This window comes from Pseudomonas sp. FW305-3-2-15-E-TSA4 (genome assembly GCF_058787295.1).
This window is the reverse complement of sequence record NZ_JBYSZP010000010.1, coordinates 199477-219040: the sequence shown is the minus strand read 5'-3', so window position 1 is coordinate 219040 and position 19564 is coordinate 199477. Positions and strand designations below refer to the sequence as shown.

The following is a 19564-nucleotide window of genomic DNA, read 5'->3' as shown; positions in this document are numbered from 1 at the left end:
CCCTTTTTTCTGCCCCTACATGTGGAAGGTTCCCGTGACTCAGAAGCCCGACCAGTGTCTTGGTGAATGGATCGACCGTGAAGCACTCGCAGAAGCGATGATTCCGCTTATCGGTCAGCTCTACCGCAATAACAACGTGGTGAGCTCGATCTATGGCCGCAGCCTGATCAACCAGTCTGTCATCGCGATTCTCAAAGCTCACCGCTTTGCTCGCCACCGTTCCTCCGACGATAGCGAACTCTCCGTCCACGAAACATTCCCTCTGCTGAAAGCCATGAGCGAGCTCAAGCTCGGCGCGGCTTCGGTAGACCTGGGCAAGTTGGCGTTCAAATTCCGCAGCGAAGGCAACGGCCGCAGTGCCGAGCAGTTCGTGCGTGAAGAACTGGCTGACGTGGTTGGTCAGCAAAACGCTTCGGCCCGCAAAGGCACTGACGTTGTGCTGTACGGCTTCGGTCGTATCGGCCGTCTGCTGGCGCGCATCCTGATCGAGAAAACCGGTGGTGGCGACGGTCTGCGTCTGCGTGCCATCGTCGTGCGCAAAGGCGCCGAAAACGACCTGACCAAACGCGCCAGCCTGCTGCGTCGCGATTCGGTACACGGTCCGTTCAACGGCACCATCGTCATCGACGAAGAAAACAACACCATCACCGCCAACGGTAACCTGATCCAGGTGATCTACGCGAAGAACCCGACCGAGGTGGATTACACCCAGTACGGCATCAAAGACGCGCTGCTGGTGGACAACACCGGTGTATGGCGTGACGCCGATGGCCTGGGTCAGCACCTGCAATGCCCGGGTGTTGCTCGCGTTGTTCTGACCGCGCCTGGCAAAGGCAAGCTGAAGAACATCGTTCACGGTATCAACCACAACGAAATCACCGCTGACGACAAGATCGTGTCCGCCGCTTCCTGCACCACCAACGCCATCGTGCCGGTGCTGAAGGCTGTGAATGACAAGTTCGGCATCATCAACGGTCACGTCGAAACCGTTCACTCGTACACCAACGACCAGAACCTGATCGACAACTTCCACAAGGGCGATCGCCGTGGCCGTTCCGCCGCGCTGAACATGGTCATCACCGAAACCGGTGCTGCCACCGCTGCTGCCAAGGCTCTGCCTGAGCTGGCCGGCAAGCTGACCGGTAACGCGATCCGCGTTCCGACGCCAAACGTGTCGATGGCCATTCTCAACCTGAACCTTGAGAAAGCCGCCAGCCGTGAAGAGATGAACGAGTACCTGCGCTACATGGCGCTGCACTCCGATCTGCACAAGCAAATCGACTTCGTCAACTCGCAGGAAGTGGTGTCCACTGACTTCGTGGGTTCGCGTCACGCCGGTGTGGTCGATGCTGAAGCAACCATCGTTCAGGACAACCGCGTTGTGCTGTACGTCTGGTACGACAACGAGTTCGGCTACAGCTGCCAGGTGGTTCGCGTGATGGAAGACATGGCCGGTGTAAACCCGCCAGCGTTCCCGCGCTAAGCCTTCGCTGCAAATGAAAACGCCCCGACTTAGGTCGGGGCGTTTTTTTATGCCTGCTGAATCTTTATTGCCTGTACCGGCCTCTTCGGGAGCAAGCCCCCTCCCACAGGTTTGGCGGTTTTCACACAATCATGTTGGCACCACCGGACCTTGTGGGAGGGGGCTTGCTCCCGAAGGCGTTTTATCGGGCGCCACCTGCCACAGCCGCTTGCGCAGTCCGCAGCTCATGCTTATTGCCACGGAACAGCACCAGCGTCGCAATCAACCCCAGTACCGCCGCACCGCTGAGCCAGATCCCCGGCGCAGCCTTGTTGTCCAGCACGTGGATCAGGTAAGTACAGGCTGCCGGCGTGAAGCCACCAAAGGTCGCCGTCGCCAGGCTATAGGCCAGCGAGAATCCGGTGGTGCGCACTTCCACCGGCATGATTTCGGTCAGCGCCACCACCATCGCGCCGTTGTACGAACCGTACAGGAACGACAGCCACAGTTCGACGATCAGCAGATGACTGAAACTCGGGTTCGCCACCAGCCACGACAGCGCCGGGTAAGCGGTGAGGATCGCCAGAATGGTCGCCGCCAGCAGTAGGGGTTTGCGCCCGATCTTGTCGGACACCGCGCCCATCACCGGCAGCCAGAAGAAGTTCGACAGACCGATGCACACGGTCACCAGCAGCGCGTCGAAATCCGACAGATGCAGTTCAGCCTTGCCGAAGGTCGGGGTGTAGGCGGTGATCAGGTAGAACGAAACCGTGGTCATCACCACCAGCGCCATGCCGGCGATGACGATGCCAAAGTTCTGACCGATCGAGCGGACGATTTCCCGCAGGGTAGGGCGATGTTTGCGCGCCTGGAATTCCGGAGTTTCCTCCAGCGAACGACGAATGACGAAGATCACCGGAACGATCATGCAGCCGATCAGGAACGGCACACGCCAGCCCCAGTCACCCATCTGTTCCGGGCTTAGCCAGTGATTGAGGCCCACCCCGAGCAGGCCGGCAAACACCACCGCCGCCTGCTGGCTGGCGGACTGCCAACTGACGAAAAAGCCTTTGCGGCCCGGCGTGGCGATTTCCGCCAGATACACCGAAACACCGCCCAGCTCGACGCCGGCCGAGAAGCCTTGCAGCAAGCGACCGAACAGCACGATCAACGGCGCTGCGACACCCAGAGTGGCATAGCCCGGCACGCAGGCGATCAGGATCGTACCGGCGGCCATCAACGCAAGGGTAATGATCAGGCCCTGGCGACGACCGTGACGGTCAATGTAGGCACCAAGGAAGATCGCGCCCAGTGGACGCATCAGGAAACCGGCACCGAAGGTGGCCAGGGACAGCATCAGGGAAGCGAAGGCGCTGTCGGCCGGGAAGAAGGTTTTGGCGATGGCCGTGGCGTAGAAGCCATAGACCATAAAGTCGAACATCTCGAGAAAATTGCCGCTGACAACGCGAAAAATCGCCTTGCCTTTGCCCGTGGTCGAGGACATTTTCAGTTACTCATTATTGGTTTCTTATGACGCGTTGCATCCGTTGGGGAGCGTGCGGGCCTTTGATCCATAATGGCCGGCGCGCTTTTATGGGGAGATGAAGAATTGTTCACTGGACGGTGGGTTTGGCTTGTGAGTGTGGCGGTTGTCCTCGCTGCCTGTGGCAACGGTGAGTCCATGGAAAGCTTTGGGGGGCCGACCATGGGCAGCACGTATTCGATCAAGTACGTGCGGCACTCGGGTGTTGCCGAACCGGCGCAAGTTCGCCGGGAAGTGGAGGCTATCCTCGCGAAAGTAGATCGGCAGATGTCGACCTATCGCAATGACTCCGACATCGAACGTTTCAATGCCTTGCCAGCGAACAGCTGTCAGACCATGCCGGCTGCCGTGCTCGAATTGGTCCGTGTCGGCGAGCAGCTGTCGGAGCAAAGCGAAGGTTCCTACGACCTGACTGTCGAACCGCTGATGAACCTGTGGGGGTTCGGCCCGCAAGGGCGTGAAGAGACAGTCCCCGACTCCGCCGCGCTGGCCGAAACCCTGCAGCGAGTCGGCTACCGCCATTTGCATATCGACGGCGACCGCTTGTGCAAGGACGCCGCTGTCGAAGTCGACTTCAACAGCATCGCCGCCGGTTACGCGGTCGACACCATCGCCGCCAGGCTCGAGTCGATGGGCATCCATGACTATCTCGCCGAAGCCACCGGTGAGCTAAAGGCCAAGGGCAAGAAGCTTGATGGCTCATCCTGGCGTATTGCGCTGGAAGAGCCGCGAGACGATCAACAGGTGGCCGAACGGATCATTCAGGTCGACGGCTACGGGGTTTCCACCTCCGGTGATTACCGTAACTATTTCCTGCAAGGTGGCCGGCGTTATTCCCACACCTTCGATGCGCGGAGCGGGGCGCCGGTCCTACACAGCCTGGCGTCAGTCACGGTAATTCATCCTTCAGCGTTGATGGCCGATGGACTATCGACGCTGTTGCTGATTCTCGGGCCTGAAAGGGCTTGGGACTATGCCGAAAAACACGACATTGGTGCATTCTTCGTGATTCGTGCCGATACAGGTTTTGTTATCCGCACCAGTGCAGCTTTCGAACGCCTCAGTGGCGCAAAAGTTGACTGAAAACAGTACGAAAGCTGGCGTTGTAGTGCAGGCAAAAGTAGCCTACGACGCGACCAAGGGTTAATGTGCGCGGCGTTGACGCTTCTATAGACTGTGTCCGGGTTCTTTACTGACCCCCAATTGTTCCTTCGCGCCACGATTCGGCGTGATTTAGCCGCAGGTGCTGCTGGCACCGCGGCCTGTTCTGAGGAGTACGCATGGCTGTCTACAACTACGACGTGGTGGTGTTGGGTTCCGGCCCGGCGGGAGAAGGCGCGGCAATGAACGCCGCCAAAGCAGGGCGCAAGGTGGCGATGGTCGACAGCCGTCGCCAGGTCGGCGGTAACTGCACCCACCTCGGTACCATCCCGTCCAAGGCCCTGCGTCACTCGGTGCGGCAGATCATGCAGTTCAACACCAACCCGATGTTCCGGGCGATCGGCGAGCCGCGCTGGTTCTCCTTCCCGGACGTGTTGAAAAGCGCTGAAAAGGTTATCTCCAAACAAGTCGCTTCGCGCACTGGCTACTACGCCCGTAACCGCGTCGACGTGTTCTTCGGCACCGGCAGCTTCGCCGACGAGCAAACCATCGAAGTGGTCTGCGCCAACGGTGTTGTCGAGAAGCTGGTGGCCAAGCACATCATCATCGCCACCGGTTCGCGCCCGTATCGTCCGGCGGACATCGATTTCAATCACCCGCGTATCTACGATAGCGATACCATCCTCAGCCTCGGCCACACCCCGCGCAAACTGATCGTTTACGGCGCCGGCGTGATCGGCTGTGAATACGCTTCGATCTTCAGCGGTCTGGGTGTATTGGTTGAACTTGTGGACAACCGTGGTCAGTTGCTGAGCTTCCTCGACTCGGAAATTTCCCAGGCGTTGAGCTATCACTTCAGCAACAACAACATCACCGTGCGCCACAACGAAGATTACGATCGTGTTGAAGGCGTCGATAACGGGGTTATCCTGCACCTCAAGTCCGGCAAGAAGATCAAGGCCGACGCCTTGCTCTGGTGCAACGGCCGTACCGGTAACACCGACCAGCTCGGTCTGGAAAACATCGGGGTCAAGGTCAACAGCCGTGGCCAGATCGAAGTCGACGAGGCTTACCGCACCTGCGTGCCGAACATCTATGGCGCTGGCGACGTGATCGGCTGGCCGAGTCTGGCCAGTGCCGCCCACGACCAGGGTCGTTCGGCTGCCGGCAGCATCGTCGATAACGGCAGCTGGCGCTTTGTGAATGACGTGCCGACCGGTATCTACACCATTCCGGAGATCAGTTCGATCGGCAAGAACGAGCAGGAGCTGACCCAGGCCAAGGTGCCGTACGAAGTCGGCAAGGCGTTCTTCAAGAGCATGGCGCGTGCGCAGATCGCCGGCGAGCCGCAAGGCATGCTGAAGATCCTGTTCCACCGTGAAACCCTGGAAGTGCTGGGCGTCCACTGCTTCGGTTATCAGGCGTCGGAGATCGTGCACATCGGTCAGGCGATCATGAGCCAGCCGGGCGAGTTGAATACGCTGAAGTACTTCGTCAACACCACGTTCAACTACCCGACCATGGCCGAAGCCTATCGGGTAGCGGCGTACGACGGCCTCAACCGGCTTTTTTGACGGGCTCCGGCCGGTGGCCTGAGCCGGCCGGGGAGACCGATTTCAGCAATTCTCAAGGGTGGCAGTGGCCAAACCGGGAAAGTCTGTAATCAGGCTGTCAACGCCGAAGTCGGCGAGTCTGCGCATCAGCGCAGGCTCGTTGACGGTCCACACCGAGACATGCAGCCCCTGACGCTGCGCCTTCTGCAGGCGTTCCGGCGTACACAGCGTCCAGTTCAGAGCCAGAATCTCACAGCCATAGCTGGCGGCGACCTTTAGCGGGTCGAGCCAGGCGTATTCGGCCACCAGTCCACGCGACACGTCCGGTACCAGGTCCAGCGCCGCTTTCAGCACTTCCCGCGAGCTCGAAGTGATGGTGACCTTGTCCAGCAGGCCATGACGCTGGGCCATTTCGCGAATCGCCAGTACGGTAGTCGCGGCGCGGGTGCGTGAAGCGCTTTTGACTTCCAGTTGCCAGTGCTCGAAATCACATTTTTCGAACAGCTCTTCCAGTGTCGGAATCGGGCACGGCTTGATCCAGCCCGGGCCGCCCTTGCGCGCGTCGTAGGTCACCAGTTCGGCGGCGGTGTGCTCGACCACCTTGCCGCGCCGGTCGGTGGTGCGCTTGAGGGTCGGGTCGTGGATCACCATCAGCTCGCCGTCCTTGGACAGGTGCAGATCCAGTTCGCAACGGCGCACGCCGTGCTTGAGACATTCCTGAAAACTGGTCAGGGTATTTTCCGGTGCTTCGCCCTTGGCGCCGCGGTGGCCGTAGATGAGGGTCACGGTGCTTCCTTAATTTAAATGCCTGATTCGTTCTGTTCACGGGCCAGGCGTCGTTCCTGGGCCTGTTTCTGCAAGATATAGCGGGCGAGCAACTGGCGCTGGGCGTCGGTCAAGTGTTCGAACTCGGTGCCGACGTCGTAGCCGTCGCCCTTGCGGTCGCAATGAGTGACGCGGGCGCGCAGCAGCAGGCCCAGTGCCTGCGGCATCAGCACCAGTTTCACCGACAGGTGCGCGCCGGTGGCGATTGGGGTCGGGTGCTGAAAGTCGATCCCGCCTTCGGAGATGATCACCGGTTGCGGCTCGCCGATATGGCCGAGCACGGTCAGGGCGACCACCTGGCTGAGCAGGTCGATGCGTTTGTTCTGGGATTTGAGAAACGCGGCGATCGCCCGGTCGCGCTCGCTGATCTGGCGTAACAGGTGCTGCGACTCGAATTCGCTCAGGTGCAGTTCGCTGAGCAGGTTGAACAGCGGGGAAGCATCCTGCAACACTTCCTGGCCTGCGGCTTCGGGAGCGGACAGGGGCCGAATTTCCAGTGCGATCGTGTCCTCGATACGGTAGTATTCGCGGCGATCTTCTTCATCTAATGTCGACATGGCGAACCCATGGTAGCGGCGGTGGTCTGAGTGTAAAGCTGGTTATCGACCCCCGCCACAAGGACGTTCCTTTTCCCTCCGAACAAGCCCCGACATGTTCAGACCTCTCTTCGTATTTATCGGCACGCGTTATACCCGTGCAAAGCGTCGCAATCATTTTGTGTCATTCATTTCCCTGACTTCGATGATCGGGCTCGCCCTTGGCGTGGTCGTGATGATCGTGGTGCTATCGGTGATGAACGGCTTCGATCATGAGATGCGCACCCGCGTGTTGGGCATGGTGCCCCACGCGACTCTTGAAACCGGCGAGCCGATCAACGATTGGCAGAGCCTGGCCGCCAAGGTCAAACGCAACCCTGAGGTGACGGCGGTTGCGCCGTTCACCCAGATGCAGGGTTTGCTGACCAACAACGGCCAGGTGTCCAAGGTGTTGCTCAACGCCATCGACCCCGCGCTCGAGCGCAATGTGTCGATCATCGACAACTTCATGAAGCAGGGCAAACTCGACGATTTGACGCCGGGCAGCTTCGGCATCGTCATCGGCGACAAGGCCGCGACCAAGCTCGGCGTGGGCCTGGGTGACAAGGTCACCTTCGTCGCGCCGGAGGTCAGCGTGACCCCGGCCGGGATGTTCCCGCGCATGAAGCGTTTCACCGTGGTCGGCATTTTCCATGTCGGCGCCGGTGAGCTGGACGGCTATCTGGGCGTCACCAACCTGCAGGATCTGGCGAAAATGCACCGCTGGAAGCCTGATCAGGTGCAGGGCATCCGGTTGAAGTTCGATGATCTGTTCCAGGCGCCGCGCGTGGCCTGGACCATCGCCCAGCAGTTGGGCGAAGACCATTACTACGCCCGCGACTGGACCCGCACGCACGGCAATCTGTATCAGGCGATCCGCATGGAAAAAGCCATGATCGGCCTGCTGTTGCTGCTGATCGTCGCGGTGGCTGCGTTCAACATCATTTCCACGCTGGTGATGGTGGTAAATGACAAGAAGAGCGACATCGCCATTCTGCGCACCCTCGGCGCTACGCCGGGAACGATCATGCGCACGTTCATGGTGCAGGGCACCGTGATCGGCGTGGTCGGTACGGCGATTGGTGCGGTGCTCGGTATTCTCGCTGCGCTCAACGTCAGTGCGGCGATTTCCGCCCTCGAAGGGCTGATCGGCCACAAGTTCCTCAACGCCGATGTGTATTTCATTGATTATCTGCCGTCGCAGGTGCAGAGCCAGGACGTGGTCATGGTCTGCGCTGCTGCGTTGGTCCTGAGTTTCCTCGCCACCCTGTATCCCGCCTGGCGTGCTGCGCGCACCCAGCCGGCGGAGGCGCTACGTTATGAGTGAGTCGGGCATGAGTGATAAAGCAATCTTGAGCTGCCGCAACCTGGGCAAATCCTACGAGGAAGGCCCGGAGTCGGTGCAAGTGTTGGCCGGTCTGCAACTGGAGTTGCACCCGGGCGAGCGTGTGGCTATCGTCGGCAAGTCTGGTTCCGGCAAAAGTACCTTGCTCAACCTGCTCGGCGGTCTCGACACGCCGACTGAAGGCAGCGTCTGGCTCGACGGCGAAGAACTGTCGGCGCTGAGCGAGAAGAAGCGTGGTCTGCTGCGTAACCGTGCCTTGGGGTTCGTGTACCAGTTCCACCACTTGCTGCCGGAATTCACCGCGCTGGAAAACGTCTGCATGCCGCTGCTGATCGGCAAGACCGCGATCCCGCAAGCACGTCAGCGCGCTACCGCGTTGCTGGAGCGGGTGGGGCTGGGCCATCGTCTGGAGCACAAACCGGCCGAGCTGTCCGGTGGCGAGCGCCAGCGTGTGGCCATCGCCCGTGCGCTGGTGAACAATCCAGGCCTGGTGATGCTCGACGAGCCAACCGGCAACCTTGATTCGCACACCGCCGAAGGCATCCAGGACTTGATGCTGGAACTCAGCACTTCAATGCGCACGGCGTTCCTGGTGGTGACTCACGACATGAACCTGGCCCGCCAGATGGACCGCGTCCTGCAGTTGCAAGAAGGTTGCCTGACCGCCATTTGACCGACCGAAACCCGGTGCCTGTAAAGGCATCGGGTCTTTTATTTTTATACGGTGCCCCAGCGAATGTTCAGACCGTTATCGATCTTTATCGGCACGCGCTATACCCGCGCCAAGCGCCGCAATCGCTTTGTTTCGTTCATCTCGATGACTTCGATGATCGGGCTCGCCCTCGGCGTGCTGGCGATGATCGTGGTGCTGTCGGTGATGAACGGCTTCCAGCGTGAAATGAGCTCGCGCATCCTCGGCATGGTGCCGCACGCGACCATCGTTGGCGTCAAGCCGATCGATGACTGGCAGCCGGTCGCCGCCGCCGCGCTGAAAAATCCGGAAGTGACCGCCGCCGTGCCGTTCACCGAGATGGAAGGCATGCTGTCCTACAAGGGTTTGATGCAGCCGATCCAGATCAGCGGCGTCGACCCGGCCCAGGAAGGTAAGGTGTCGATCGTGGCCCAGCACATTGTGCAGGGGCGTCTCGATGACCTGAAACCGGGCGAGTTCGGTGTAGTGATCGGTGAAATCACCGCGCGCCGCTTCCGCCTCAACGTCGGCGACAAGATCACTCTGATCGTGCCGGAAGTCAGCACCGCACCGGGTGGCATTACCCCGCGCATGCAGCGCCTGAACGTGGTCGGTGTGTTCAAGGTCGGCGCTGAACTGGACGGCTCGATGGGGCTGATCCACGTGGCCGATGCCGCGACCATGCAGCACTGGCAGCCGAATCAGGTGCAGAGTGTGCGCCTTGCGGTGAAGGATCTGTACGCCGCGCCGAAAGTCTCCTCGGACATCGCCGCAGGCCTCGGTGCCGAGTTCAAGGCTGACGACTGGACTCACACCCAGGGCAGCCTGTTCAGCGCGATGAAAATGGAAAAAACCATGATTGGCCTGCTGTTGCTGATGATCGTTGCGGTGGCGGCGTTCAACATCATCGCCACGCTGATCATGGTGGTTAACGACAAGGGCGCGGACATCGCGATCCTGCGCACCATCGGCGCCACGCCACGGCAGATCATGGCGATCTTCATGGTGCAGGGCACGGTGATCGGGATTGTCGGCACACTGATTGGCGGCGTGCTCGGCGTGATCGCGGCACTGAATGTCAGCGAGATGGTCGGCTGGGTCGAGCGCGTTACCGGGCAGCACATCTTCAGTTCCGACGTGTACTTCGTCAGCAACCTGCCTTCGGAATTGCAGGGCGGGGATGTGCTGTTGATCTGCTCGGCGGGCTTTATTCTGAGCTTCCTGGCGACGGTGTACCCGGCGTTGCGGGCGGCGAAGATTGAGCCTGCTCACGCGCTGAGATATTCGTAAGCGCCAATACCGTCTTCGCGAGCAGGCTCGCTCCCACAGGGAAATTCATTCGTTACAGGGGCCGCTTTCGGTTAACAAAAGATAACGTGGCGCCGATTGTCAGACGTTTCCAAAGCCCGATAGGATGAGCCAGCTTCCCAAGGCGCTCTGGACTGCGGGTTTCACGGCTATGCTTGTGACCTGTCAGTCACCACGAGCACCCTTGCGGCGCCCTAAGGCCCAATGGCCTAACAATAATAAATAGGGGAAGGTCTATGAGTCGTTGCCGCCCGCCGGCGTTTCGCAACACCGCGTTGCTGGCCACAGCCCTCACACTGCTGGGCTGTGCTGTCTTGTCGGCACCCGTGCTGGCCGCCGAAGCGCCCGCCGACGGGGTGTATTCCACCGAATCGGCCAAAGCCGCCAAAAGCCTGATACTCGATGTTGTCCACGCCGGCACCCGGTTGGTGGCGGTGGGTGATCGCGGGCACATTCTCTATTCCGATGACCAGGGCAAGACCTGGACCCAGGCCAAGGTGCCGACCCGGCAACTGCTGACGGCGGTGTATTTCGTCGACGACAAGCACGGCTGGGCGGTCGGTCACGACGCGCAGATTCTCGCCAGCGAAGACGGCGGCCTGACCTGGAGCAAACAGTTCGAAGACCTCAAGCGCGAAGCACCGCTGCTCGACGTCTGGTTCCAGGACGTTAATCACGGTGTTGCGGTCGGTGCTTACGGTGCATTGCTGGAAACCACCGACGGCGGCAAGAACTGGCAAGACGTCAGCGACCGTCTCGACAACCAGGATCAGTTCCACCTCAACGCCATCGCCGCCGTCAAGGACGCCGGGCTGTTCATCGTCGGCGAGCAGGGCAGCATGTTCCGCTCCCCGGACTGGGGCCAGACCTGGGAGAAAATCCAGGGCCCGTATCAAGGCTCGCTGTTCGGCGTGATCGGCACCGCGCAGGCGCAGACTCTGTTGGCCTACGGCCTGCGCGGCAACCTCTACCGCTCCAGCGATTTCGGCAGCACCTGGCAGCAGGTCGAACTCAAGGCCGCGCGCGGTGCGCTGGAGTTCGGTCTGTCCGGCGCCACGCTGCTCGCCGACGGCTCGATTGTGATCGTCGGCAACGGCGGCTCGGTGATCAGCAGCAGCGACAACGGCGAAACCTTCAGCGTGTTCAACCGCCCGGACCGCATCTCGCTGTCCTCGGTCACTGCGGCCGGCGACGGCAATCTGATTCTGACCGGGCAGGGCGGCGTGCACACCACGCAGCCCAACGGCGCCGAAATCAATAATAAGAAGGCGGGGCTATGACTTCCTTGATCACTCCTCAGCAGGACAAAGCGACGCTCCTCGAACGTCTGATTTTCAACAACCGCCCGGCCGTGATCCTGATCTGCCTGGTGGTCAGCATCTTCCTGTTCTGGCAGGCCACGCTGATCCGGCCGTCCACCAGTTTCGAAAAAATGATCCCGCTCAAGCATCCGTTCATCGAGAAGATGATGGAGCATCGCAACGATCTGGCGAACCTGGGCAACACCGTGCGTATTTCGGTGGAAGCCAAGGACGGCGACATCTTCTCCAAGGAGTACATGGAGACGCTGCGGCAGATCAACGACGAGGTGTTCTACATCTCCGGCGTCGACCGCTCCGGCCTCAAGTCGCTGTGGAGCCCGAGCGTACGCTGGACCGAAGTGACCGAAGAGGGCTTTGCCGGCGGTGAAGTGATTCCGCAGAGCTACGACGGCTCGCCGGACAGCCTCGACATGCTGCGCAACAACGTGCTCAAGTCGGGCCAGGTCGGGCGGCTGGTGTCCAACGACTTCAAGTCGAGCATCGTCGACATCCCGCTGCTGGAGTCCTACCCGGACCCGCAGGATCAGGGCAAGCTGCTCGCGCTGGACTACCGCCAGTTCTCCCATGAACTGGAAGACAAGATCCGCAACAAGTTCGAAGCGCAGAACCCCAACGTCAAGATCCACATCGTCGGTTTCGCCAAGAAGGTCGGTGACCTGATCGACGGGCTGGTGATGGTGGTGATGTTCTTCGGCATCGCTTTCGTCATCACCTTGATCCTGCTGCTGTGGTTCACCAACTGCCTGCGCAGTACCGTCGCGGTGTTGAGCACCACGCTGGTGGCGGTGGTCTGGCAGCTCGGGCTGATGCACTTCTTCGGTTTCGGGCTGGATCCGTACTCGATGCTGGTGCCGTTCCTGATCTTCGCCATCGGCATTTCCCACGGCGTGCAGAAGATCAACGGTATCGCCCTGCAATCGAGTGAGGCGGACAACGCCCTGACTGCGGCGCGGCGCACCTTCCGGCAACTGTTCCTGCCGGGGATGATCGCGATTCTCGCCGACGCCGTCGGCTTCATCACTCTGCTGATCATCGACATCGGCGTGATCCGCGAACTCGCAATTGGCGCCTCCATCGGTGTGGCGGTGATCGTGTTCACCAACCTGATCCTGCTGCCGGTAGCGATTTCCTATGTCGGCATCAGCAAGCGCGCCATCGCCAAGAGCAAGAAGGACGCGAATCGCGAACATCCGTTCTGGCGCTTCCTGTCGAACTTCGCCAGCCCGAAAGTCGCACCGATCTCCATCGCTTTGGCGCTGATCGCTTTCGGCGGCGGCCTCTGGTACAGCCAGAACCTGAAAATCGGCGACCTCGACCAGGGTGCACCGGAGCTGCGTCCGGACTCGCGCTACAACAAGGACAACAACTTCATCATCAACAACTACTCCACCAGTTCCGACGTGCTGGTGGTGATGGTCAAGACCGCCACCGAAGGCTGCTCGCGCTACGAAGCCATGGCGCCGATCGACGAACTGATGTGGAAGATGCAGAACACCGAGGGCGTGCAGTCGGCAATCTCGCTGGTGACCGTGTCCAAGCAGATGATCAAGGGCATGAACGAGGGCAACCTGAAATGGGAAACCCTGTCGCGCAATCCGGACGTGCTGAACAACTCGATCGCCCGCGCCGACGGCCTGTACAACAACAGCTGTTCGCTGGCGCCGGTGTTGATCTTCCTCAACGACCACAAGGCCGAAACCCTCGACCGTGCGGTACACGCGGTGCAGGAATTCGCCAAGGCCAACAACAAAGACGGTCTTGAATTCATCCTCGCCGCCGGTAACGCCGGGATCGAAGCGGCCACCAATGAAGTGATCAAACAGGCCGAGCTGACCATTCTGATCCTGGTGTACATCTGCGTGGCGGTGATGTGCATGATCACCTTCCGCTCGTGGGCGGCGACCCTGTGCATCGTCCTGCCGCTGGTATTGACCTCGGTGCTGGGCAACGCGCTGATGGCGTTCATGGGCATCGGCGTCAAAGTCGCGACCCTGCCGGTGGTGGCGCTGGGCGTGGGGATCGGCGTGGACTACGGCATCTACATCTACAGCCGTCTGGAAAGTTTCCTGCGCGCGGGTCTGCCGTTGCAGGAAGCCTATTACCAGACCCTGAAATCCACCGGTAAAGCGGTGCTGTTCACCGGTCTGTGCCTGGCGATTGGCGTGTGCACCTGGATCTTCTCGGCGATCAAGTTCCAGGCCGACATGGGCCTGATGCTGACCTTCATGTTGCTGTGGAACATGTTCGGTGCGCTGTGGCTGCTGCCGGCGCTGGCGAAGTTCCTGATCAAACCGGAGAAGCTGGCGGGGCAGAAGGGCAACTCGCTGTTCGCCCACTGATCCGGATACCTGAAACGACAAAGCCGCAACCTTGGGGTTGCGGCTTTTTCATGCCTTGAACTTCACGCTGAACCCCTGTGGGAGCGGGCTTGCTCGCGAATGCGGTGTGTCAGATAAGTTTGTGCCGACTGACACACCGCATTCGCGAGCAAGCCCGCTCCCACAGGGGATTTGTGGTGTGTCAGGAGAGCTCGGTGCCTAGCACGACGCTAAGCGCACTGCGCGCATCATCCAGTTGAACCAGCGTCGCGTGGCGGGCGCCAAGGGCATCACGGTTCTCGATCGCGGTAAGAATCGCCTTGTGCCGAGGCAACGCCAGTTCATGCAGATTCGGCCGTTGATTCGAATGCTTCAACGCCTCGGCAATCGCCACCGAAAGCATGTTGCAAAGGTTCGCCAGCAGATCGTTGTGGGTCGCGTCAGCGATGCGGCTGTGGAAGTCCAGGTCCGGTTGCAGCAAGGCTTCCGGCGTCGGCGCTGATTCCATGCGTTGATAGGCCTCGCCGATGGCGGCGATGTCGGCCTCGGTCGCATGCTGGGCGGCGAGGGCGGCGGCGGCCGGTTCGATGATGCTGCGCACACTGGTCAGCACATTGAAGAATTCATTCTGCGGACTGCTTTGCATCAGCCAGTGCAGCACGTCCGGGTCGAGCATGTGCCATTCGCGACGGGCCTTGACCACCGTGCCGACGCGCGGTTTTGAATACACCAGCCCCTTGGCCACCAGCACCCGCGTGGCTTCGCGCAACACCGGCCGGCTCACCGCGTATTCCTCGCACAACAGCGCTTCGGCGGGCAGTTTGTCGTCGGGCAAAAAACGTCCGGAGACGATCTGCATGCCCAGTTCCTGGACAATGCGCGAGTGCATGCTTTTACGGTCGGAAGGTTTGCGGTAATCCATGGGGAACGGCGCGATCCTGAGCGATGGAGATGCCGCGCATCATAGCAGGCGTGCGGCGATCTTGAGGCCGATGCATAGCAAATGTAGGAGTGAGCCTGCTCGCGATGGCGGTGTGTCAGTCAGCATGTGTAACAACTGGCGGACCTTTATCGCGAGCAGGCTCACTCCTACAGTAGATCTGCGGGGTTAGTGAGAATGGCGCGGGACTTCCGCCCCTCGGCAACCCACCAGGAAGTCGAAGTCACAGCCCTGATCCGCCTGCAGCACATGATCGATGTACAGCTGACGATAGCCACCCGCCAACAACTGCTGCGGTGGCTGCAGATCCGCCATGCGCGCCGCCAGTTCGGCATCCGGAATATCCAGATGCAACCGCCCGCTGGCGCAATCCAGCTCGATCCAGTCGCCTTCCTGCACCACCGCCAACGGCCCGCCGGCCGCCGCTTCCGGGGCGACATGCAACACCACCGTGCCATACGCGGTGCCGCTCATTCGCGCATCAGAAATGCGCACCATATCGGTCACGCCCTGAGCCAGCAGCTTGGCCGGCAAGCCCATGTTGCCGACCTCGGCCATGCCCGGATAACCCTTCGGCCCGCAGTTTTTCATCACCAGAATCGAATCTTTATCGACATCCAGTTCCGGATCATTGATTCGCGCCTTGTACATGTCGAAGTTCTCGAACACTACCGCGCGACCGCGATGCTGCATCAGCTCAGGCGTGGCGGCGGACGGCTTGAGCACCGCACCGAGCGGCGCCAGGTTGCCGCGCAGCACGCAGATACCGCCGTCAGCGCGGATCGGATTGTCGAGGGTGCGGATCACTTCGTCCTCGCCGTAGATCGGCGCATCCTTGGTGTTCTCGCCCAGCGATTTACCGTTGACGGTCAGCGCATCGGGATTGGGGATCAGATTGGCCTCGCCGAGACGCCGCAGCACCGCCGGCAAGCCTCCGGCGTAATAAAACTCTTCCATCAGGAAACGCCCGGACGGTTGCAGATCGACGATGGTCGGCATGCCGCGCCCGATGCGGGTCCAGTCGTCCAGATCCAGCTCGACGCCGATACGCCCGGCGATGGCTTTCAGGTGAATCACTGCGTTGGTCGAACCGCCAATAGCCGCGTTGACCCGAATGGCGTTTTCAAAGGCTTCCTTGGTCAGGATTTTCGACAGGCGCAAGTCTTCGCGCACCATCTCCACCGCGCGCATGCCGGACATGTGCGCCAACACGTAACGTCGCGCATCCACCGCCGGAATCGCCGCGTTGTGCGGCAGGGACGTGCCCAGTGCTTCGGCCATGCAGGCCATGGTCGACGCGGTGCCCATGGTGTTGCAGGTGCCCGCTGAGCGTGACATGCCGCCCTCGGCCGCGAGGAAATCGTCGATGGTGATGGTGCCGGCCTTGACCTGCTCGCTGAGCTGCCAGACCACCGTGCCGGAGCCGATGTCCTTGCCCTTGTGCTTGCCGTTGAGCATCGGCCCGCCGGTGACGACGATCGCCGGCACATCGCAACTGGCCGCGCCCATCAGCAGCGCCGGGGTGGTTTTGTCGCAGCCGGTCAACAGCACCACGCCGTCAATCGGGTTGCCGCGAATCGCTTCTTCGACGTCCATGCTCGCCAGGTTGCGGGTGAGCATGGCGGTCGGGCGCAGGTTTGACTCGCCATTGGAGAACACCGGGAATTCCACCGGAAAGCCACCGGCCTCGATCACCCCGCGTTTGACGTGCTCCGCAATCTGGCGGAAATGCGCGTTGCACGGGGTCAGTTCCGACCAGGTGTTGCAGATGCCGATGATCGGCTTGCCATGAAACTGGTGGTCGGCGATGCCCTGATTCTTCATCCAGCTGCGGTACATGAAACCGTTCTTGTCGGCAGTGCCAAACCATTGGGCCGAGCGCAGGGTGGGTTTCTTCTCAGACATGATCGATTCTCTTATTGTAAGACTATTGTTTGCGAGTCACGGCTAAACATAAGCGTAAAATCGCCGCTTTGGAAGTGTTGTTGGGTAATTAGTATTACTATATAGTCGTTTTCGACGGAGGGATCGGCCCTGGCGGTTTTCCACGAGAGGCGTCCCCCGAGGTTCTATAAAAACAACAATCGGAGACCGATCCCATGAGCCAGGAACTGCGGCTGATCCGCCGCATCACGCTGAAACTGATTCCCTTCCTGATCCTGCTGTACCTGATTGCCTATGTGGATCGCTCCGCCGTCGGCTTCGCCAAGCTGCACATGGGCGCCGACATCGGCATCGGTGATGCGGCCTACGGTCTCGGTGCCGGGCTGTTTTTCATCGGCTACTTTCTTCTCGAAATTCCCAGCAACCTGATGCTCGAGCGCTTCGGTGCGCGGCGCTGGTTCGCGCGGATCATGATCACCTGGGGCGCGATCACCATCGGCATGGCGTTCGTCCAGGGCCCGCACAGTTTCTACGTCATGCGCTTTCTGCTCGGCGCGGCGGAGGCGGGGTTCTTCCCCGGCGTTCTCTACTACATCACCCAATGGTTCCCGGTGCGCCATCGCGGCAAGATCCTTGGCCTGTTCATCCTCTCTCAACCGATCGCGATGATGATCACCGGCCCGGTGTCCGGCGGCTTGTTGGGCATGGACGGCATCCTCGGCCTGCACGGCTGGCAGTGGCTGTTCATCGTCATCGGCACCCCGGCAATTCTGTTGACCTGGCCAGTATTGCGCTGGCTGCCCGATGGCCCGCAAAACGTGAAGTGGATGGATCAGGCCGAGAAAGACTGGCTGACCGGCGAACTGAAAAAGGATTTGCAGGAATACGGCCAGACCCGTCACGGCAACCCGCTGCATGCACTCAAGGACAAACGCGTATTGCTGCTGGCGCTGTTCTACCTGCCGGTGACCCTGAGTATTTATGGCCTCGGCCTGTGGCTACCGACGCTGATCAAACAGTTCGGTGGCAGCGATCTGGTGACCGGTTTTGTCTCGGCGGTGCCGTACATCTTTGGCATCGTCGGTCTGCTGATCGTGCCGCGCAGCTCCGACCGCATGAATGATCGCTACGGCCATCTGGCGGTGCTCTATGTACTGGGCGCGCTGGGCCTGTTCTTCAGCGCGTGGCTGACCCTGCCGGTGGCGCAACTGGCGGCGCTGTGCCTGGTGGCGTTCGCGCTGTTTTCCTGCACCGCGGTGTTCTGGACCTTGCCCGGGCGGTTCTTTGCCGGTGCGAGTGCGGCGGCGGGGATCGCGCTGATCAACTCGGTGGGCAACCTCGGTGGCTACATCGGCCCGTTCGTGATCGGCGCGCTGAAGGAATACACCGGGAACCTGGCTTCGGGGCTGTATTTCCTCAGTGGGGTGATGGTGTTTGGTTTGATTCTTACTGCAATCGTTTACCGGGTGCTTGAGCGCAAGCATGTGCTGCCGGTCGAGCAGTTCGCCGCCAGCGCACGCGGTGCCACCCGAACCTGAATCTGCAGAACAACATGGAACCCATGTGGGAGCGGGCTTGCTCGCGAATGCGGTGGGTCAGCCACCATCATCGTTGAATGACACACCGCTTTCGCGAGCAAGCCCGCTCCCACAATGGATCGGCGCCGAATTCAAGACTGGTTTACAGGAGAGGACATATGCATCTGGTTCAATTCGAATTGATTAACGGCGAGCGCCGCGTCGGCGTGGTCGACAACGGGCTGATCCGCGAAGTGCAGGACGCCCGCAGCGTACGCGATCTCGCGTTGGCCGCGATTGAGGCCGGCGGCACCCTGGAGCAGCGAGTACAAACCCACGGCCTGGGCATCAGTCATGACTATGCGCAGTTGCTCAAAGACCGGCGCATCCTGCCGCCGCTGGACCATCCCGATCCTGCGCACTTGCTGGTCAGCGGCACCGGCCTCACGCATCTGGGCAGCGCCTCGGCGCGGGACAAGATGCACCAGCAGGCCGGCGACGAAGCGCAAATGACCGACACCATGCGCATCTTCAAATGGGGCGTGGAGGGCGGTAAACCAGCGGCGGGGCACGCGGGCGTGCAGCCGGAATGGTTTTACAAGGGCGACGGCAGCATCGTCGTGCGTCCGGGCGAAGCCTTCCCGTTGCCACCGTTTGCCGAGGATGCCGGCGAGGAACCGGAGATGGCCGGGCTCTACGTCATCGGCCATGACGGCAAACCGTATCGCCTCGGTTTCGCGGTGGGCAACGAGTTCTCCGACCACGTCATGGAGCGCAAGAACTACCTGTACCTCGCCCACTCGAAACTGCGCAGTTGCAGTTACGGCCCGGAACTTCGCACCGGTGAATTGCCTCAACATCTGGCCGGCAGCAGTCGCATCCTGCGTGACGGCGAAGTGCTGTGGCAAAACGAATTCCTCAGCGGCGAGGCCAACATGTGCCACAGCCTCGCCAACCTTGAATACCACCACTTCAAATATCGCCAGTTCCTGCGTCCGGGCGACGTGCACATTCACTTCTTCGGCACCGCGACCCTGTCGTTCGCCGATGGCATTCGCACCCAACCGGGCGACCAGTTTGAAATCAGCCAGGCCGAATTCGGCGCCCCGCTGGTCAACGGTATCGCCACGGCAGCAGCGGCTTTTCAACCGGACAGCATCGGTACCCTTTAAGGAGCTCC

Annotated in this window: 15 protein-coding genes; 10 read left to right on the top strand and 5 right to left on the bottom strand. The window is 60.8% G+C overall.

Features of this window, described 5'->3' with window-relative positions; translation table 11 throughout:
• The first annotated feature begins 19 nt into the window (after positions 1 to 19).
• Positions 20 to 1483, top strand: a complete 1464-nt coding sequence (locus AC3WMV_RS16025; RefSeq protein WP_003226583.1) for a glyceraldehyde-3-phosphate dehydrogenase — start codon at positions 20 to 22, stop codon at positions 1481 to 1483.
• Between the two features lie 181 nt (positions 1484 to 1664).
• Here AC3WMV_RS16025 and AC3WMV_RS16020 read toward each other — a convergent pair whose 3' ends face one another.
• On the bottom strand, positions 1665 to 2966 hold the full coding sequence (locus AC3WMV_RS16020) for an MFS transporter (protein ID WP_096797170.1): 1302 nt from the start codon (positions 2964 to 2966) through the stop codon (positions 1665 to 1667).
• A 72-nt stretch (positions 2967 to 3038) separates the two neighbouring features.
• Here AC3WMV_RS16020 and AC3WMV_RS16015 point away from each other — a divergent pair, with 72 nt between their 5' ends.
• Together AC3WMV_RS16015 and sthA are read left to right on the top strand one after the other, a co-directional pair.
• Positions 3039 to 4088, top strand: coding sequence for an FAD:protein FMN transferase (locus tag AC3WMV_RS16015; RefSeq protein ID WP_178085266.1), 1050 nt, complete (start codon positions 3039 to 3041; stop codon positions 4086 to 4088).
• A 197-nt stretch (positions 4089 to 4285) separates the two neighbouring features.
• Entirely contained in the window at positions 4286 to 5680 is a 1395-nt protein-coding gene (sthA, locus tag AC3WMV_RS16010; RefSeq protein WP_003226580.1) for a Si-specific NAD(P)(+) transhydrogenase, read from the top strand.
• A gap of 42 nt (positions 5681 to 5722) precedes the next feature.
• On the opposite strand, the gene AC3WMV_RS16005 is transcribed toward sthA, so the two are convergent.
• Both AC3WMV_RS16005 and AC3WMV_RS16000 read right to left on the bottom strand, forming a co-directional pair.
• The gene (locus AC3WMV_RS16005; protein WP_003226579.1) at positions 5723 to 6445 is read right to left on the bottom strand and encodes a glycerophosphodiester phosphodiesterase; all 723 of its coding nucleotides are present in this window, start codon (positions 6443 to 6445) and stop codon (positions 5723 to 5725) included.
• A gap of 14 nt (positions 6446 to 6459) precedes the next feature.
• Complete coding sequence (locus AC3WMV_RS16000; protein ID WP_039772787.1) at positions 6460 to 7041, bottom strand: PilZ domain-containing protein; 582 nt, start codon at positions 7039 to 7041, stop codon at positions 6460 to 6462.
• Between the two features lie 94 nt (positions 7042 to 7135).
• Between AC3WMV_RS16000 and AC3WMV_RS15995 the strand changes: the two genes are divergently transcribed.
• From AC3WMV_RS15995 to AC3WMV_RS15975, 5 genes are all read left to right on the top strand, one after another.
• Positions 7136 to 8386, top strand: coding sequence for a lipoprotein-releasing ABC transporter permease subunit (locus tag AC3WMV_RS15995; RefSeq protein WP_007968198.1), 1251 nt, complete (start codon positions 7136 to 7138; stop codon positions 8384 to 8386).
• A gap of 7 nt (positions 8387 to 8393) precedes the next feature.
• A complete protein-coding gene (gene lolD / locus AC3WMV_RS15990; protein ID WP_177325613.1) occupies positions 8394 to 9077 on the top strand; it encodes a lipoprotein-releasing ABC transporter ATP-binding protein LolD in 684 nt (227 codons plus the stop codon).
• 63 nt (positions 9078 to 9140) lie between these two features.
• Positions 9141 to 10385, top strand: coding sequence for a lipoprotein-releasing ABC transporter permease subunit (locus AC3WMV_RS15985; protein ID WP_041068958.1), 1245 nt, complete (start codon positions 9141 to 9143; stop codon positions 10383 to 10385).
• Between the two features lie 254 nt (positions 10386 to 10639).
• Positions 10640 to 11683 (top strand): WD40/YVTN/BNR-like repeat-containing protein, encoded by a 1044-nt coding sequence (locus AC3WMV_RS15980; RefSeq protein ID WP_103369118.1) that lies wholly within the window; start codon positions 10640 to 10642, stop codon positions 11681 to 11683.
• A complete protein-coding gene (locus AC3WMV_RS15975) occupies positions 11680 to 14064 on the top strand; it encodes an efflux RND transporter permease subunit (RefSeq protein ID WP_103369119.1) in 2385 nt (794 codons plus the stop codon). Before AC3WMV_RS15980 ends, AC3WMV_RS15975 begins: the two co-directional genes overlap by 4 nt.
• Positions 14065 to 14245: 181 nt before the next feature.
• On the opposite strand, the gene AC3WMV_RS15970 is transcribed toward AC3WMV_RS15975, so the two are convergent.
• Positions 14246 to 14965 carry a FadR/GntR family transcriptional regulator gene (locus AC3WMV_RS15970; RefSeq protein WP_027613080.1) on the bottom strand — a complete coding sequence of 240 codons (720 nt, stop codon included), beginning with the start codon at positions 14963 to 14965 and terminating at the stop codon, positions 14246 to 14248.
• Positions 14966 to 15151: 186 nt separating this feature from the next.
• Complete coding sequence (locus tag AC3WMV_RS15965; protein ID WP_103369392.1) at positions 15152 to 16888, bottom strand: IlvD/Edd family dehydratase; 1737 nt, start codon at positions 16886 to 16888, stop codon at positions 15152 to 15154.
• A gap of 194 nt (positions 16889 to 17082) precedes the next feature.
• Here AC3WMV_RS15965 and AC3WMV_RS15960 point away from each other — a divergent pair, with 194 nt between their 5' ends.
• Positions 17083 to 18405: an MFS transporter gene (locus AC3WMV_RS15960; RefSeq protein ID WP_103369394.1), complete on the top strand. Its 1323-nt coding sequence runs from the start codon at positions 17083 to 17085 to the stop codon at positions 18403 to 18405.
• A gap of 158 nt (positions 18406 to 18563) precedes the next feature.
• The gene (araD1, locus tag AC3WMV_RS15955; protein WP_103369395.1) at positions 18564 to 19556 is read left to right on the top strand and encodes an AraD1 family protein; all 993 of its coding nucleotides are present in this window, start codon (positions 18564 to 18566) and stop codon (positions 19554 to 19556) included.
• The last annotated feature ends 8 nt before the right edge of the window (positions 19557 to 19564 follow it).